Annotated in this window: 13 protein-coding genes; 7 read left to right on the top strand and 6 right to left on the bottom strand. The window is 67.7% G+C overall.

The window, feature by feature from the left end; all coding sequences use genetic code 11:
- The first annotated feature begins 1 nt into the window (after window position 1).
- From astB to BLP95_RS00305, 4 genes are all read left to right on the top strand, one after another.
- Entirely contained in the window at window positions 2–1,360 is a 1,359-nt protein-coding gene (gene astB, locus BLP95_RS00290) for an N-succinylarginine dihydrolase (protein ID WP_089676205.1), read from the top strand.
- Window positions 1,357–2,538 (top strand): cell division protein ZapE, encoded by a 1,182-nt coding sequence (gene zapE, locus BLP95_RS00295; RefSeq protein WP_245678636.1) that lies wholly within the window; start codon window positions 1,357–1,359, stop codon window positions 2,536–2,538. Before astB ends, zapE begins: the two co-directional genes overlap by 4 nt.
- A 73-nt stretch (window positions 2,539–2,611) precedes the next feature.
- Entirely contained in the window at window positions 2,612–3,367 is a 756-nt protein-coding gene (locus BLP95_RS00300; protein ID WP_089676206.1) for a trimeric intracellular cation channel family protein, read from the top strand.
- Entirely contained in the window at window positions 3,364–4,428 is a 1,065-nt protein-coding gene (locus tag BLP95_RS00305) for a DUF3541 domain-containing protein (RefSeq protein ID WP_089676207.1), read from the top strand. Before BLP95_RS00300 ends, BLP95_RS00305 begins: the two co-directional genes overlap by 4 nt.
- A 54-nt stretch (window positions 4,429–4,482) precedes the next feature.
- Here the strand turns inward: BLP95_RS00305 and BLP95_RS00310 are convergent, their stop codons facing one another.
- The 5 genes from BLP95_RS00310 to nhaD all read right to left on the bottom strand — a co-directional run bounded on the left by BLP95_RS00310 (window position 4,483) and on the right by nhaD (window position 11,533).
- Window positions 4,483–5,265 carry a PEP-CTERM/exosortase system-associated acyltransferase gene (locus tag BLP95_RS00310; RefSeq protein ID WP_176760194.1) on the bottom strand — a complete coding sequence of 261 codons (783 nt, stop codon included), beginning with the start codon at window positions 5,263–5,265 and terminating at the stop codon, window positions 4,483–4,485.
- Window positions 5,266–5,321: 56 nt separating this feature from the next.
- Entirely contained in the window at window positions 5,322–8,186 is a 2,865-nt protein-coding gene (locus BLP95_RS00315) for a bifunctional diguanylate cyclase/phosphodiesterase (protein ID WP_089676209.1), read from the bottom strand.
- A 30-nt stretch (window positions 8,187–8,216) separates the two neighbouring features.
- Entirely contained in the window at window positions 8,217–9,440 is a 1,224-nt protein-coding gene (locus tag BLP95_RS00320) for a hypothetical protein (protein WP_245678637.1), read from the bottom strand.
- Window positions 9,409–9,840 (bottom strand): hypothetical protein, encoded by a 432-nt coding sequence (locus BLP95_RS00325; protein ID WP_089676211.1) that lies wholly within the window; start codon window positions 9,838–9,840, stop codon window positions 9,409–9,411. The genes BLP95_RS00320 and BLP95_RS00325 overlap by 32 nt, the downstream gene beginning before the upstream one ends.
- Before the next feature lie 277 nt (window positions 9,841–10,117).
- The gene (gene nhaD / locus BLP95_RS00330) at window positions 10,118–11,533 is read right to left on the bottom strand and encodes a sodium:proton antiporter NhaD (RefSeq protein ID WP_425402528.1); all 1,416 of its coding nucleotides are present in this window, start codon (window positions 11,531–11,533) and stop codon (window positions 10,118–10,120) included.
- Window positions 11,534–11,816: 283 nt separating this feature from the next.
- On the opposite strand from nhaD, the gene BLP95_RS00335 reads away from it, so the two are divergent.
- Entirely contained in the window at window positions 11,817–12,524 is a 708-nt protein-coding gene (locus BLP95_RS00335; protein ID WP_089676213.1) for a DUF3581 domain-containing protein, read from the top strand.
- A gap of 8 nt (window positions 12,525–12,532) precedes the next feature.
- On the opposite strand, the gene BLP95_RS00340 is transcribed toward BLP95_RS00335, so the two are convergent.
- Window positions 12,533–13,408, bottom strand: a complete 876-nt coding sequence (locus tag BLP95_RS00340; protein WP_089676214.1) for a universal stress protein — start codon at window positions 13,406–13,408, stop codon at window positions 12,533–12,535.
- Window positions 13,409–13,587: 179 nt separating this feature from the next.
- Between BLP95_RS00340 and BLP95_RS00345 the strand changes: the two genes are divergently transcribed.
- Entirely contained in the window at window positions 13,588–14,556 is a 969-nt protein-coding gene (locus BLP95_RS00345; protein WP_089676215.1) for a magnesium transporter CorA family protein, read from the top strand.
- 154 nt (window positions 14,557–14,710) lie between these two features.
- A complete protein-coding gene (locus tag BLP95_RS00350) occupies window positions 14,711–15,943 on the top strand; it encodes a DUF3422 domain-containing protein (RefSeq protein ID WP_089676216.1) in 1,233 nt (410 codons plus the stop codon).
- Window positions 15,944–15,971: the final 28 nt, after the last annotated feature.

Raw genomic sequence — 15,971 nt, forward strand, 5'->3', positions numbered from 1 at the left:
CATGACCGACGTCCTCGAGGTCAACTTCGACGGCCTGGTGGGACCGACCCACAACTACGCCGGCCTGGCGCTTGGCAACGTCGCCTCCATGCGCCACGGCGGCCTCGAGGCCAACCCCCGCGAGGCTGCCCTGCAGGGGCTGGCCAAGATGAAGTCGCTGATGGACGCCGGCTACGCCCAGGGGGTGCTGCCGCCCCAGCAGCGCCCGGATCTCGGCGCGCTGCGCGCCCTGGGCTTCTCAGGCAGCGACGAGCGGGTGCTGGCCCGGGCCGCCGGCGAGGCGCCGCAGATCCTGCGCGCGGTGTGCTCCGCCTCGAGCATGTGGACCGCCAACGCCGCCACGGTGACGCCGAGCCTCGATGCCCCGGATGGCCGGGTGCACTTCACCCCGGCCAACCTGCAGTCGAGCTTCCACCGCTTCCTGGAACCCGCCACCACCGGTCGGGTGCTGGCGGCGATCTTCCGCGATGATGCGCACTTCGCCCACCACCCGGCGCTGCCCGCCACCCCGGCGTTCTCCGACGAGGGCGCGGCCAACCATACCCGCCTGGCCGGCGACCATGGCGAGCCGGGGGTGCACCTCTATGTCTACGGCCGAGAGGCGTTTGGCTGGGGCACCGAGGAGCGCCCGGCGCCGCGGCGCTTCCCGGCGCGCCAGACCCTGGAGGCGAGCCAGGCGGTGGCCCGCCAGCACGGCCTCGCCGAGTCGCGGCTGGTGTTCGCCCAGCAGCATCCCGAGGCCATCGACGCCGGGGTCTTCCACAACGATGTGATCAGCGTGGGTAACGGGCCGGTGCTGCTCTACCACGAGATGGCCTTCCTCGACGAGCCGGGCACCCTGGAGGCGCTGCGCCAGCGCATGGACGCGCCGCTGATCCCGGTGCGCATCCCCGCCGAGGCGGTGAGCCTGGCGGACGCGGTGTCGTCCTACCTCTTCAACTCCCAGCTGCTCTCCAACCCGGACGGCAGCATGTCCCTGGTGGTGCCCGGCGAGTGCCAGGAAAACGAAGCGGTGTGGCGCACCCTGCAGGACCACCTGCTGGCCGGGGCCAACCCCATCGGCGAGGTGGTGGTGAAGGACGTCAAGCAGAGCATGCGCAACGGCGGTGGCCCCGCCTGCCTGCGCCTGCGGGTGGTGCTCTCCGCCGCGGAGCGCGCGGCGCTCTCCGGCCGGGTGCTGCTGGACGATGCCCTCTATGACGCCCTGGTCGCCTGGGTGGAGCGCCACTACCGCGACCGCCTGCTGCCCGAGGAGCTGGCCGACCCGGCGCTGACCAGGGAGTCGTTGACGGCTCTGGACGAGTTGAGCCGTCTGCTCGGGATCGGCAGCGTCTACCCCTTCCAGCTGGAGGGAGCGTGACACGCCAGGGGAATGGCGAGGAGGCCAGTCACCGGCACGCCCTGTCTTCTCCCCTGGCCGCCTACCATGAGGCCCTGGCGCACCAGGGGTTCGTCGCCGATTCGTCGCAGCGGTCCGCCGCCGAGGTCCTCGAGGCCTGCTTCGACGCCGTGCATGGCGCGTCGCCGGTCGCCCAGCCCGGCGGGGTCTACCTGTGGGGGCCGGTGGGGCGTGGCAAGACCTGGCTGATGGATGCCTTCCATCAGGGGCTGCGCGTGCCTGCACGCCGCCAGCACTTCCACCACTTCATGCGCTGGGTGCACCGCCGGCTCTTCCAGCATGGCGGCACGCCGAACCCCCTGCTGACCCTGGCTGGCGAGCTGGCGGCCGAGGTTCGGGTGCTCTGCCTCGACGAGCTGTTCGTCAGCGACATCGCCGATGCGATGCTGCTCGGCCGCTTGCTGACGGCGCTCTTCGAGCAGGGCGTGGTGCTGGTCTGTACCTCCAACCAGGCGCCGCGGCAGCTGTATGCCGACGGCTTCAACCGTGAGCGCTTCCTGCCGGCCATCGCCGCTATCGAACGTCATATGCGCGAGGTTGAGCTCGACGGCGGCCAGGATCATCGCCTGCACCCCGGATGGACCCGGCAGCGCTACTGGGTCGTGGGCCCCGAGCAGACGGCCGCCCTGTCGGAATCCTTCGGCCGGCTCAGTGAGGGGGAGGAGAGGTCGACGACGCCGATAGAGCTGGGTCACCGCACCATCGCGGTGCGGGGACGCAGCGCCTCGGCGGTATGGTGCGACTATGCCGAGCTCTGCGAGCAGCCCCTGGCGGCGCTGGACTTCATCGAGCTGGTCGACCGTTTCGAGCATATCCTGCTGGAGGGGGTGCCCTGCCTGAGCGATGCCCGCCTGGCGGGCGGCATCGCCCGGGGAACCGAGGATGGGGTCAGCCGGGTCGAGGCGGGAGATCGGGAATTGCCACCGCTGTCACGGCGTGATGACGGCGTGCGTCGCTTCATCGCGCTGGTCGACGAGTGTTATGACCGGCGCACGCCACTCTACCTCGCCGCGGAGGTGCCCATGGAGGCACTCTATCCCCGGGGGCATCTGGCCTTTCCCTTCCGGCGTACCCTCAGCCGGCTGCGCGAGATGCAGCTGGCCAGGTTCGGCACAGGCGACCCGCCGAAACAGCGCTGACCCCCTTCCCCATGGCCGAAATTGGTCTATCCTGTGCGGCCATTCGAAACCGGTCGGCGGGAGGAAGCTGACGTTGAACGCTCTGATCTATTGGCTGGACATGGCGGGGGTCATCGTCTTCGCGCTGTCGGGGGTGGTGCTCGCCTGCCGCACGCGCATGGATCCCTTCGGCATGCTGGTGCTTGCCGCGGTCACCGGCATCGGCGGCGGCACCCTGCGCGACATGGTGCTCGGGGTGGGGCCGGTATTCTGGGTCACCGACCCGACCTACCTGTGGGTCATCCTGGTAACGGTGGGGCTCTCCATCCTCGGTTTCCACTACATCCACCGTCTGTCGCGCGGCTTCCTGCCCGTGGCCGACGCCTTCGGACTGGCGCTGTTCGTGGTGATCGGCGCCCACAAGGCGTTACAGCTGCAGATGCCCGGCCTGGTGGCCGTGCTGATGGGCATGATGACGGGAGTGGCGGGTGGCATGGTGCGCGACATGCTGGCGCGCCGGGTGCCCATGGTGCTGCGCGAGGAGATCTACGCCACCGCGGCCATCGCCGGCGGCATCGCCTATGTCGGCCTGGATGCCCTGGGGGCGCCGGGTCCCCTGGCCGTCGCTGTGTCGCTGGCCACCACTCTCGGCCTGCGCCTGGCCGCCATCTACTGGCACCTGGCGCTGCCCACCTTCGCCTGGGTGGTGATCCCGTCAGCTTCCGAGGCGGCGCCACCCGCCGATCAGGAGGTGGCTCCACCGGCACCTCCCGCCGAACCTCCACGCCCCAAGGTGCGGGTGCGCATGATCCGCCCCGAGCAGTCACGGCGCAGGAAGAACCGCTCATGAGCCTGGTGGCTCTCCACCCCCGGTGGCTGGCCTGGCTTGCCCTCGGTGTACTGGCGCTGCAGCTCTCGGCCTGCGCCCTGCAGCCCGCCGAGGGCGACCCTGCCGAACGCCACCGCCAGGCGGCGGCGCTGATCCGCGCCACCTATGACGCCGCCTTGCCCGAGCTGCCTGCCAGCAAGCGGCGCCACTATGCCCAGCGCCTCTACCGGCTGACCGGGGAGGCGCGCTACCTGGCCGATAACCATGACTACATGGCGCGTCTGCAGGCGCGTCTCGAGAGCGAGGTCGCCATGCTGGCGGTGCCGGGGCGCACGGAGGCGCTGGCGCGTGAAAGCATCGACGGCTACCCCCGCCGCACCGAGAAGCAGCGTGCCCGGGCGGCGATGTTGGCCGACTGGGGCGAGATCGCCTACGCCCGTGGCCTGCTGTTCCGGATGGTCCAGGCGGACTATCACGGCCTCCTCCAGGAGATTTCCGGGCATGAGCGGGCGCTGGACTACCTGGGCGAGCTGCCATGGGAAGCCTTCCTCACCGACCCCGAGGTGCTGCGCGTCTACGCCGCCCAGGTGGCCAACCAGGTGCACTACCTGCATCAGTTAGGGGTGGTGGACCTGCGTGCGGAGGTCGAGGCGGCGTTCCGGCGGCGCTATCCCCCCGAGGTGGTGGAGGGGCTCGACAACCGCGAGTACCGCAACTGGCTCTATGGCCTGACCCACTTCGTCATCGCCGCCAGCCGCTACTATCAGCAGCGAGTCGATGGCGAGGCGCATGCCTGGGTGCTGACGGCCTTCGAATCGGATCCCGAACGGATCCTGCGTGAAGCCACCGAGGATATCCAGGCGGAGGTGGCGCTGAGTTTCCTGCTGGCGCGTCAGGAGCAGCACCCGCTGGTGGCGCGGATCCGCGATGTCCTGGTCGCGGCGCTGGATCGCGAGCACGGCATGATCCCGTCCCCGGCGGGCAGCACAGACCTGGCCCGGGGGGAGCATCGCAACGTGCTGGCGATCATGGTGCTGGGCTGGCAGGGCCGGCTCCATCCGGGGCCATGCTTCGATGGTTGACCGCGGCCGGGCAGGTGAATCAGATCTGCGGCTCGGCATCGCCCATCATATCCATTAAAGGTTCATGGCCGCCCTGTGCGTCAGGTCATCCGATGAGATGAGCTGTGCCTCCAACTGGTCGCGTATGTGCTCGTACAAGGGGATCAGCTGCCGATTCATACCGGATTCTGCCTGCTCGCGTGTGATGCAGTAGGCACTGCGGCGACCATGAAAGTCGATGGTGTCGCCTACCTTGGTGAAGTGGAAGCCTGACATCGAGAGGAGCCTGGGTAGACGCGGCTCCATCATCGCGAAGGCGATGCTCTTGTCCAGCAGTCTGCCTATCGCATACCCGGAAATGAAGAGCCCGCTGACCAGCATGGAGAAGGTTTCCCGTTCCTTGTCTGTAAACTCGAGGGGGGTGTCGCAGATTCCCGGAACCGCCTTGCCATGAAGCCGGGTTCGAAAGGCCCTGGCCACCGCCAGTCGAGAAATCTCGTAATAGTCGGCAGGGGGCAGCCTTTGTGGATGAAGTTCCGGGTGGGTCAGGCTTCTTCCTCCGTAGCTCTCCATCGGCAAGCGATCGAAAGGCGGCTTCGCGTCCGGCTGGGGCAGTACGATTCTCGTGCAGGCGGCAGTCACGCCGGTACGGCGATGCTCGATCAAGCAGTGGATCGCCCTTTCATCGTAGCCATCGTATTCAAGCTTGTTGACCGGGTCGCTCGGCGGTTCGTAGTTCAGTTCTTCACAGTAGATATCGTGTCGCAATCGGTAGACACGACGCTTCTGGCTATCGTCGGAAGCGATCATGAACGAGAACTCGTTCATGAAACGAGCCAGGAGAGGTTGCAGGTCCATCACCTTTCCTTCATTAACTCTGGAAGTATGCATTCCACCTCTTCCTTGCCAGTTGTCTAGTGGTCGGACGGCTTGACATTATCCTTCCCCCTGGAGCTCGACAGATAGCCGAAGGCGTCGGCGACATGCCTCGGTTTGCCGAGGTGAAAGCCTTGTCCATATGCGATGCCATAGTCGCTCAGAATGGGCAGGAGCGCCTCCTGGTCGACGAACTCAGCGATGGCCTGCTTGCCGAACCCGTTGGCGATATCGGCGATCGCCTTGACGATGACGCGACTGTCGGCATCGTGAGCCAGGTTGCGAATAAAGCTTCCATCGATCTTGATGTAGTCTACCGGCAATTGGCTGAGATAGTGGAAGCTGCTGAAGCCCACCCCGAAGTCATCCAGGGCGGTGCGACATCCCAACTCACGCAGTGACTGCAGGACGCCACGGGCCGTCGAGAAGTCGGTTACCGCGGCGGTCTCGGTCACCTCAAGGATCAGGAATTGGGGATCGGCGCCGCTGACGGCGATCTCATTGGCCAGGTAATGCCTCAGGTCATCATCATGGAGTGACTGCCCCGACAGGTTGATCGCCAGGCTGACGCCCGACCCCTCCAGCGCCTTGACGACCCTCAGGGCATGGTGAAGGACCCAGCGGTCGATCTGCAGGATCTGGCCGCTGCGTTCGGCCACCGGGATAAAGGCACCGGGGGAGATCAGCTGCCCGGCCTCGTCGCGCATCCTCAGCAGCACCTCGTAGTGGCGGATGTCGCGATCCTCCAGGCGCACGATGGGCTGCACCATCAGCTCGAAGCCATCCTCCTCCAGGGCGTGGTGGATGCGCTCCTCCCAGTAGACACGCTCCTGCAGTTCGCCACGCGCCGCGGCCAGGGTCGATAGCAGGTGCCAGCGCTGGCTGCTGGAGGCCTTCGCCTTGTACATCGCCATGTCGGCGCTGGCCATCAGGTCGATGGCGTTGTCACCGTGGACCGGGAACAGGGCGATCCCGATGCTGGCGCCGGCGCGGTGGCGGCGATCGCCCACATCGAGCAAGACGGTGGCCAGGATCTGGTTGACCTGCTGGGCGATGCGGGTGGCCAGGGTCTCGCCGGCGCCCACCAGGAGCAGCGCGAACTCGTCACCGCCGAGCCTGGCCAGGGTGCCGCGGTGACCGAGCTCCTCGCCGAGTACCGTGGCGACCTTGCGCAACAGCTGGTCGCCTGCCTGGTGGCCACTCAGTTCGTTGACGTCCTTGAACTGGTCCAGGTCGAGCAGCAGCAGGGCACCGGCGTGTCCCTGGGTGATGGCGCCGTCGAGGGCCTCCTTGAGGAAGCGACGGTTGTAGAGCCCGGTCAGCGGGTCGCGCTCGGCGAGCCAGGTCAGGCGTGCCTCGGCGGCCTTGCGCTCGGTGATGTCCAGGCCGACGGAGATGCGGCCGTCGGGCTCCCCGGGATTGCCGGGAAGCGAGGCGTGGTACCAGGCGATGGTGTGCCGCTTGCCATCGGCGGTGGTGAGGTTGCGCTCCTCCTGCCCCTTGCCATCGCTCCCTGCCAGTGACTGGCGTTGCCCTCCGAAGACGTCATCGAAGAGACGCTTGAGCAGCAACGCCTCGCTCACCCCCATGACCGACAGTGCATAGTCGTTGACCAGCGTGATCCGGCCATCCGGATCCTGGGTCACGATGAACACGCGTGCCGTATCCAGCAGGCTGCCGATGAAGTCGCGCTCGTGGGCCAGCTCATCCACCCGCTGGGCCAGCTGTTCGCCGCGGGAGCGAACCTCGCCCTCGAGGGTCTCCAGCTGGTCGGCCAGGCGCAGGGTGGCACCCTCGAGGATATCGATCTCGTCGGCCAGGCGCGGATCGGGAGGGGGAACCGCGGCGCGGGCCTGGGCGAACTCGCCCCTGGCCAGGTTCGGCAGGATGCCGGAGATGCGTCTCAGGCGAGCCATCGGGCTGAGCAGGATGGCCAGCAGCAGCAGCTCGGCGGCCACCCAGCCGCCGAGGCCGACCATCGTCAGGGTGCGCGTATCCTGGCGAATGGCCTGGATCTGGTCGGTAATGTCGTTGGTGAACAGGACATAGCCGGTGCTGCGGCGGTCGCCGTCACCCTCCATGCGCACCGCACTGAGTTCCATGTCACGCCCCGAAAGCCGGAAGCGGCTGGGACTCGTGGTGATCTCGCCGAGGGTCGTCACCTCCGCCGCTCGCTGGAGTACCGGCAGGCTATGCTCTTGCTCGGTCAGGGCGACCAGCTGTCCCTGCCAGCGCGGGAGCTGGCGTTCGGGAGGGATCTGGGAGTCCTGCAGGTTGCCGGTCACCAGCAGCGCCACATTGCCCTCCGCGATCTGGTGGGCCTGGCGCATCAGGTCCGCCAGCGAGCGCGACAGGATCACCACGCCGGCGCTGCTGCCCGCCATGAGGACCGGCACCGCGGCGTACTGGCGGCAGTCGCTGGAGCAGCGCAGGGCGGTGAGCGGGGTTTCGGTCTCGATGACGCGGCGCACCCACTGCTGGACGGGGCGGCCGTTCTCCGCCTGGGGCGTGCCCCACTCCGCGGCGAGGCGGCCATCGGCATCGAACAGCAGGATCTCGTCGACCCCCGACTCCAGCTGCAGGGTCGGCCACTGCGGACCCAGGCTCTCCAGCAGCTCCTCGCCGGTGCGGCGGGTGAGGGCGGCACCCAGCCCCTGGGTGGCGGCCACCAGCGAGGCCAGCTGGCGAACCCCCTCCGCGGAGCGCTCCATGGCCAGGCGTATCTCGCCGGCCTGGCGGCTTGCACTCTCGTTGCGGCTCTCCTCGAACTGGCGGGTGAGGTTGGCATGGCCGACCCAGGAGAAGGCCAGCACCAGGCCCAGCACCAGCAGGCTGCTCAGCGCGATGACGCGCCAGGTCAGGCTGAGGCGGTGACGTGTGGTGATTCGGCTGGCGGGGCTCATGGCGGCGTGATCTCCCTAGGCTTCGTAGGCTCAGAAGCGCAGGGAGAGCTGGAAGAGCAGCATGTTCCAGCGGCGCTCGGTCTCCGAAGGATCCGGGTTGTCTTGTATCGGCAGCCAGCCGGTGCCATCCACATGGTGATATTCGGCCGCCAGCATCAGGCGGGGGTTCACGCTCCACTGCAGGCCCAGGGTGATGTCATCGGCGAACTGGCTGTGGGCGGGGCCGGCGCCGCTGGCTGCATAGGCCTCGCCGTCGCGATCGTCGCGGTTGCTGGTCAGGCTGTCGTAGCGCACCAGCCACTGCCAGTTATCGTTGAAGCGCCGCGCATACTGCACATACCAGCTTTCTCCTGTCACGTCGAAGTTGACGCTGTCATTGTTGAAGTTCTCCAGTCCCGAGTTACGCCAGGCATATTCGGCGGTGAGGCTCCAGTTCTCTTCGTTGTACTGCAGCGACAGTATCCAGGGGCGAAAGTAGAAGTCGCCATTGCTCAGGAACGGTGAGCCGGACTCGAAACGCGCATTGGCATCCGCCCCACTGATGGCTGCTACGAAATGCCCTCCCTGGTGCTCGTACTTGATCTGGCCGATAGCGGAAGCGCGAGGGTCCAGGGAGCCAGGAATGGTGTCGAGTCTCAGGGTGCTGCTCAGGTCGTCCCCAGCTTGTGGCACACCGAAGCCCAGCTGGGCCCTCAAGGTACCGGAGGGGATGCGCTCTTCCATGTAGGCGGCGATACCGTCACCCGAGAGTGCCAGGGAGCGGGTCCTGTCGAAGTAGATCGACTGTGGCAGCAGGATGCTGGGTCGCGTGAAGGCGACATCGCGGGTCTGGTTGTAGAAGCCGAAGGGGTTCTTGGTTCGGCCGAGCTGGACGCCAAGGGTTCGCTGCTGATTGGAAAGGAACTGGTAGTCGAGAATGCCGTAATCAAGCACTGGCCTGGCATCACTGCCATCTCCGCCGGCTCGACGACTCAGCACTTGGGCCGCCAGCAGCACGTTCTCGTGAGGGCGCAGCGACACGTTAGCGCCGATCTCGGTGTATTTCAGGCTGCCGTCGCTTTCGCTGCTGGGCCCGAAGAAGTTGTTGTCGTCGGTGATCACCAGCGCCTGGCTGAGGAAGCCGTGCATCTGCAGCGTATCCAGGACCCCCTCGTCGGCCCACGCCTGTCCCGCCGGCAGTGCCAGCGTGGCCAGCAGGCCCAGGGCGACAGGGGCAGGCCCGTCAATCCATCGAAATGACTTGGATACGCTCATCCAGGTACTCCCTTTCCAGATAGCCCACCGCGCCGGGGGTGGTGGCGATTCGCTCGCGCATCTCGGCCTGGTCTCGCACCCGGTCCGGTGCCTGACCGGTGCCTGAGAAGACCATGCGGTCCCACGCCAGCTGAAGTTGATGGGGATAGACGGCCAGCCGCTCCTTGACGAAGCGTTCATGGACCGGGTGGTCGTTGTGCAGCACGAAGACCCGAGCCGACTGACCATCGGGCCAGGTACGCTGGCGCATGGCGAAGATGGCCCGGGTGGTGTCGCGGGTCAGGCGCTGGGTGGCGACGTCGGCATGGGCTACCAGCAGGGGGGCCGGTTCTTCGGCAGTGGCCTTGCCGCCCGCCACGGCGAGCAGGCAGAGCAGCAGGGTGGCCTTCAGCCACGCCATGGCTCGACCCCTGGTGGCGTCGTATGGCGGAAGGGCGGCGAGGCGTGCTGGCGGGTCGTCATGGCGTATCGGCTTCCCTTGTGTCGGGCTCTGGTTGCCTGCAGTCACGGTAGTCGCGTCACGGTGACAGGCCTCGCGCTGACCGTGAACGAGCCGACACGCAGCGGTGTGCCGTGACGGTCATCTTCTCTCTACGCTACATCAAGGGAAGGGAATGTAAAGCGCTGCGCTTCAACGCAACCGCTGCCCGGCGGCCGTGCCGCCGGGCAGCGAGGGCTCAGCCGAAGACCTGGAAGGTACCGGCGTTGAGCCACAGGTGGGTGGCGATGCTGGCCGCATAGCCCAGGGCGATCACCGGGGCCCAGCGCAGGTGGCCCATGAAGGTGTAGTTGCCGCGGGCCTGGCCCATCAGTGCCACCCCGGCGGCGGAGCCGATGGAGAGCAGGCTGCCGCCGACACCGGCGGTGAGGGTGATCAGCAGCCAATGGCCATGGGACATCTCCGGCTCCATGGTCAGTACCGCGAACATCACCGGGATGTTGTCGACCACCGCGGAGATCAGGCCCAGGGCGATGTTGGCGTTGGTGGCTCCCCAGCCGCTATAGAGGGACTCGGAGAGCATCGCCAGGTAGCCCATGTAGCCCAGGCCGCCGACGCACATCACCACCCCGTAGAAGAACAGCAGGGTGTCCCACTCGGCGCGCGCCACACGGTTGAAGACGTCGAAGGGCACCACGCTGCCCAGCTGGGCCAGCTTCTTGTCGTCGCCGCGACGGGCGTAGCGGGTGCGCTTCTTCTCCAGCGAGCGCGGCAGGGTGCGGCGCAGGAAGTAGCCGAAGAACTGCAGGTAGCCCAGGCCCGTCATCATGCCCAGCACTGGCGGCAGGTGCAGGAAGGTGTGGCAGGCCACGGCGGTGGCCACGGTGAGCAGGAAGAGGAAGATGATGCGTCGGGCGCCGCGTTTGAGCCACACCTCCTCTTCCATGCTGTCCGGCTTGCGGTTCTTGATGAAGAAGCTCATCGCTACCGCCGGGATCAGGAAGTTGACCAGCGACGGCCCCAGCAGCACGAAGAACTCCTGGAACTGGATCATGCCGGCTTGCCACACCATCAGGGTGGTGATGTCGCCGAAGGGACTGAAGGCGCCACCGGCGTTGGCCGCCACCACGATGTTGACGCAGGCCAGGTTGATGAAGCGCTTGTCGCCCTCGGCCACCTTGGTCACTACCGCGCACATCAGCAGGGCGGTGGTCAGGTTGTCGGCGATGGGGGAGATCACGAAGGCCAGCGAGCCGGTGATCCAGAACAGCTGGCGATAGGTGAAGCCCTTGCGCACCATCCAGCTGCGCAGCACGTCGAAGGCGCGGCGCTCGTCGAGGGCGTTGATGTAGGTCATCGCCACGAGCAGGAAGAGCATCAGCTCGGTGAACTCGAGCAGCGTCTCGCGGAAGGCGTGCTCGGCCTCGGTGGGCATGCCGGCCTGCACGTAGACCCAGCCGATCAGCGCCCAGATGATACCGGCGGCGACCAGCACAGGCTTGGACTTGCGCATGTGCAGCTTCTCCTCGCCCATGACGAGCGCATAGGCGAGGACGAAGATACTCACGGCGACAAGGCCGACCACCGAGTCGGTGAGGTCCAGCTCGCCGGTGACGGCGAAGGCCGCGGGGCTGAACAGCAGACAGGCGAGCACAAGGCATCCCGACCACCAGGCGGGGTGCCGGGGCCGTAAGGTTTGTCGTCCGAAGGATGGCATGGTGTGGAATCCAGGAAAGGGGTGGGTGGGAAGGGGTTGGAAAGCGTGCCTATTCTAGCACCGCTAGTGCAGCGCAATATAGGCGCAAAGCCTTACCACCAAAGGAGTAGTGCCACGAACGCGGGGCCTCCGGCTCCCCCAAAGGCGGTTTTGTGGCATCATCTGCCCTCCGGCAGTCGCCGGCCGCTTTCGGATCGCCAACGACGCAGGCAAGTCACGCATGTTTCTCGATGAATTTCATACGCTGGCAGGGGACCGCATCACCATCTCGGCGGAGCAGGCCAGCCGCTTCGCCAAGGGAGTCGCCGGCGACTACAACCCCATCCACAACCCGGATGCCCGGCGCTTCTGCGTCCCGGGGGACCTGCTGTTCGCCATGGTGCTGGCGCGCTTCGGTCTCTCCCAGCGCATGGAGTTCCGCTTCCTCAACATGGTGGGGGACGGTACACCGCTGCGCTTCCGGGAGCATGAAGACGGGGTGATCCGGGTCTGCGACGACGCCGACAAGTGCTACCTGGAGGTGACCCGCAGCGGCGAGACCACCCGTGACGAGGCGGTCGTCGAGGCCTTCACCCGCTGCTACGTCGCCTTCTCCGGCAAGAACTTCCCCCACTACCTCAAGCCGTTGATGGAGGAGAAGGGGGTGATGTTCAACCCGCGTCGACCGCTGGTGATCTACGACAGCATGGGCTTCTCGCTGGAGCGCCTCGATGGCCTCGCGCCCGCCCTGGAGCTGCGCGATGCGACGCTCGAGGTCAACGGCAAGCGTGGCGACACCCTGCTCGACTTCCGCATCGACTCCGGCGGCGAGCCGGTGGGCACCGGCTCCAAGAAGCTGGTGGTCAGTGGCCTGTGCGACTATGACGCCGCTGCGATGGACGAGATCGTCGCCGAGTTCTACCGCCTCAAGGCCGCCTACGAGGCCTGAGCCCCGCTTCAGGGCACTACGCAGACGGGGCAGGGGGCCAGGTTGATCACTCGGTGGCTGACGCTGCCCAGCAGCGACTCCCGCCAGCGGCCCAGCCCACGTCGCCCCATCACGATCAGCGGCCGCTCGGCCTGGCGCCGGCGCGCCAGCTCGACGATCGCCTCCGCGAAGCGCTCCGCCGGCAGCACCGTCTCCACCACCTCGGCGGGGGCCTCGCCCAGTGTCTCGCGGGCACGCCGGAAGACGGCGGAGGCGGAGTCAGCCTCGCTGTCCGCGGCCTGGCCAGGACGGCAGAAGAGCAGCTCCACCGCCACTCCGGCCGCTCGCGCCAGCTCGCCGGCCAGGCTAGCCGCTCGCCGGGCGTGCTCCGAGCCGTCCACCGGCAGCAGCACGCGGCCGATGGCGGCGGGATCGACCCCGGGTTCGTCATGGACGATGGTGACCGGACAGCCGACCTGGTGCAGCACGCCATGGCTGACGCTGCCCTGCACGAAACGGTCGACGCCGCGAAGGTGCCGGGCGCCCATCACCAGCAGGCAGCCCGCCTCGCCCGCGACATGATCGGCGATGGCCCGCTCGGGGCTGCGCAGGAAGCGGGCGTCCTCCACCATGCGCTCCTCGGCCTCCAGCGCCGGGTCGAGCGCCTCGCGCGCCCGGGCGATGGCGGTTTCGGCCCGCTCGCGCCGTATCGCGAGGTCGTGGTCGGCCGTGGCCTGGCGGTTGGCGGGGATGTCACTGAGCTCCGCCGGGGGCAGCGGCACCACATGCAGCAGTCGCAGCGGCACCTGCAGCAGGGTGGCCAGGTGGCCGGCATGGCGGACCGCGGCGCCGGCCGCGGGGGAGCCATCCACCGGCACGACAAGACGGGTGATCGGGGTGGGCATCGGCGCACTCCTCGAGCGGGATGAGCCTAAGCGTAGCAGCCGGCGAGGCGGGGTGTCGCCGCTCGGGCCAGCGATACCCTGGACCGGCCAGACCCCGGGCCGGCAAGGTCATGGCCGACGGGAGACAGCGGCCGGCGACTCTGCAAGACTCAGCGCATCGACCACCGGGAGAGCAAGGGATGATTCGCGCGATACTCACCGAGGCCGACGGCCATGCCACCCGCGGCGATGCCGCCCTGATCGAGCGCTGGCGGGCGACGCCACACAGCCACCTGTGGCTGGACCTGGAGGGGGAGCCCGAGGCGCGCGAGCGCGAGCTGCTGGAGGCCTTCGGCTGCCACCCGCTGGCCATCGACGACGCCCATCGCGACCGTCATCCGCCCAAAATCGAGGAGTTCGAGGGGCACACCTTGATCATCTACCGTGGCATCGGCTCCTTCGATGCCGAGCTCGAGTTCGTGCCCCAGCGGGTCGCCTTCTTCATCGGCGAGCGTTTCCTGATCAGCCTGCACCCCGGCACGGCGCTGAGCCTCGATCGCCTCTACGGCGCCGAGGGCGAACGGCTGCTGGCGCGCTCCCCGGAGCATGTGGCGCTGCGTGCCATGTACCTCTCGGCGGGCTACTACCTGGACAGCCTGCTGCAGTTCGAGAACCGGCTGAGTGACCTGGAGGATGGCCTGGTCGAGGGCGGCGACGATGCCCTGATGCGCCAGTTGATCGGCTACCGCTCGCGGCTGGTCAAGATGCGCCGGGTGTTCAACTACCACGTGGGCATCACCCAGGAGCTGACCGCCTACGACTACGCCCACCTGCCCCGGGACGTCGACGAGACGCTGCACGCCATCAACGACGTCCACGAACGGTTCGAGCGCCTGCACAGCCTGACCCAGATGTACTACGACATCTGCGGCGACCTGATCGACGGCTACATCTCGCTCTCATCCCACCAGCTCAACATCACCATGCGCCTGCTCACGGTGATCACCGCCATCTTCGTGCCGCTCACCTTCCTCGCCGGCATCTACGGCATGAACTTCGCCCATATGCCCGAGCTCGGCTTCCGCTACGGCTACTTCATGCTGCTCGGCGTGATGCTGGCGATCGCGGCGGGCCTGATCTGGCTGTTCCGGCGCATCCGCTGGCTATAGGCGCCTCTCGGGCCAACACTGATCGACTGCGAGATCCGACTCTCTCGTGACGATCGATCACACCCGCCAGGCGCCTGGGGCCCGTTGACGCAGGCGCTTGGCGCGGCGGGGTGGGGGCCGTAGGCTCCAAGGCTACCCCTTTCGAGACTCGACCATGCACCCACAGCGAGAGCGACTGCACAACGAGCTGCACGCCCGGCCCTCGATCTATTTCGACGAGCCGGCCACCCTCCACCACTACGCCCTGCTCGACGAGGCCGGCGCCTGCGAGGCGGTGCTGGCCCGCCTGGTCGAGCGCACCGGGGCACCGCCACCGGTCGATGCTGTCCAGCAGATCCTCGAGGTCGAAGGCCTGACCCTGAAGTGGGAGCGCCACACCGAGTTCCTCACCCTGACCCTGCTGGCGCCGCGCGAGCCGGAGGAGACCGCCTGGCCACTCCCACCGCCGCTGCTGGAGACTCTGGTGGCGGGCCACGAGGATCAGCTGATCGGCGTCACCCAGGTGCTGGTGGCGTCCGCCCACCGCTGGGCCGGCAGCGCCGCGGCCTATGGTTTGCGCGACCCGGCAGGCTCGCGGGTGGGCGACGGCGACGCCATTGTATGGAGCGACTTTCGCCTGACCGAGCAGGGCATCAACCGCCTGCTGCTGGTCAACCAGGGACTGGATGCCTTCCGGCTGGGACGCATGACGCGTCGCCTGCTGGAGATAGAGACCTACCGCATGATGGCGAGCCTGGCGCTACCCCTGGCCAAGGAGCTGGAGCGCGAGCTGCAGGTCCACGAACAGGAGCTCGGTGAGCTCTCGGAGCGCAACGCGGAAGGGCAGGCGGAGAGCTCTCGGCCGCTGCTGGCGGCCCTGTCGTCGCTCTCGGCGCGCCTCGAGCGCTCCGGGGCGCGCTCGCGACGCCGCTTCAGCGCCACCGAGGCCTACGCGCGGATCGTCTTCACCCGTATCGAGGAGCTGCGCGAGAGCCGGGTCGGCGACAGCCCCGGGCTCGGCACCTTCATCCTGCGCCGCTTCCGGCCCACGGTGCACTTCTGCGCCTCGATCCATCGCCGCCAGCAGGACCTGGCCGAGAGCGTCGCGCGCCTCAACGACCTGCTGCGTACCCGCGCCCAGGTGGAGATCGAGGAGCAGAACGCCGCGATGCTGGCGAGCCTCAACGAGCGCACCAGCAGCCAGCTGAAGATCCAGAAGGCGGTGGAGGGGCTGTCGATCATCGTGATCAGCTACTACCTCTTCAGCCTCTTCAAGCTCGGCCTGCAGAGCCTCGACGCCCTGGGGGTGAGCATCGTGCCCGCGGTGGCAGCGGCGGTGCTGGGACCGCTGGGGCTGAGCATCATCGGCGTGCTGGCCTGGCGCATCCGGCGCGTCAAGCAGCACTGAGGCCCTCTGCCGCGCCGGTCCTGCCGCG

Source organism: Halomonas shengliensis (assembly GCF_900104135.1).
In the GTDB taxonomy this organism is placed as follows: domain Bacteria; phylum Pseudomonadota; class Gammaproteobacteria; order Pseudomonadales; family Halomonadaceae; genus Halomonas; species Halomonas shengliensis.

Excerpts from the sequence above, each read along its gene's own strand:
- BLP95_RS00340 (WP_089676214.1), bottom strand. The coding sequence starts at position 13,408 with ATGCCCACCCCGATCACCCGTCTTGTCGTGCCGGTGGATGGCTCCCCC.
- BLP95_RS00305 (WP_089676207.1), top strand. The coding sequence starts at position 3,364 with ATGAGCCTGGTGGCTCTCCACCCCCGGTGGCTGGCCTGGCTTGCCCTC.
- BLP95_RS00350 (WP_089676216.1), top strand. The coding sequence starts at position 14,711 with ATGCACCCACAGCGAGAGCGACTGCACAACGAGCTGCACGCCCGGCCC.
- BLP95_RS00320 (WP_245678637.1), bottom strand. The coding sequence starts at position 9,440 with ATGAGCGTATCCAAGTCATTTCGATGGATTGACGGGCCTGCCCCTGTC.
- BLP95_RS00310 (WP_176760194.1), bottom strand. The coding sequence starts at position 5,265 with ATGGACCTGCAACCTCTCCTGGCTCGTTTCATGAACGAGTTCTCGTTC.
- BLP95_RS00345 (WP_089676215.1), top strand. The coding sequence starts at position 13,588 with ATGATTCGCGCGATACTCACCGAGGCCGACGGCCATGCCACCCGCGGC.
- BLP95_RS00335 (WP_089676213.1), top strand. The coding sequence starts at position 11,817 with ATGTTTCTCGATGAATTTCATACGCTGGCAGGGGACCGCATCACCATC.
- BLP95_RS00325 (WP_089676211.1), bottom strand. The coding sequence starts at position 9,840 with ATGGCGTGGCTGAAGGCCACCCTGCTGCTCTGCCTGCTCGCCGTGGCG.
- BLP95_RS00315 (WP_089676209.1), bottom strand. The coding sequence starts at position 8,186 with ATGAGCCCCGCCAGCCGAATCACCACACGTCACCGCCTCAGCCTGACC.
- astB (WP_089676205.1), top strand. The coding sequence starts at position 2 with ATGACCGACGTCCTCGAGGTCAACTTCGACGGCCTGGTGGGACCGACC.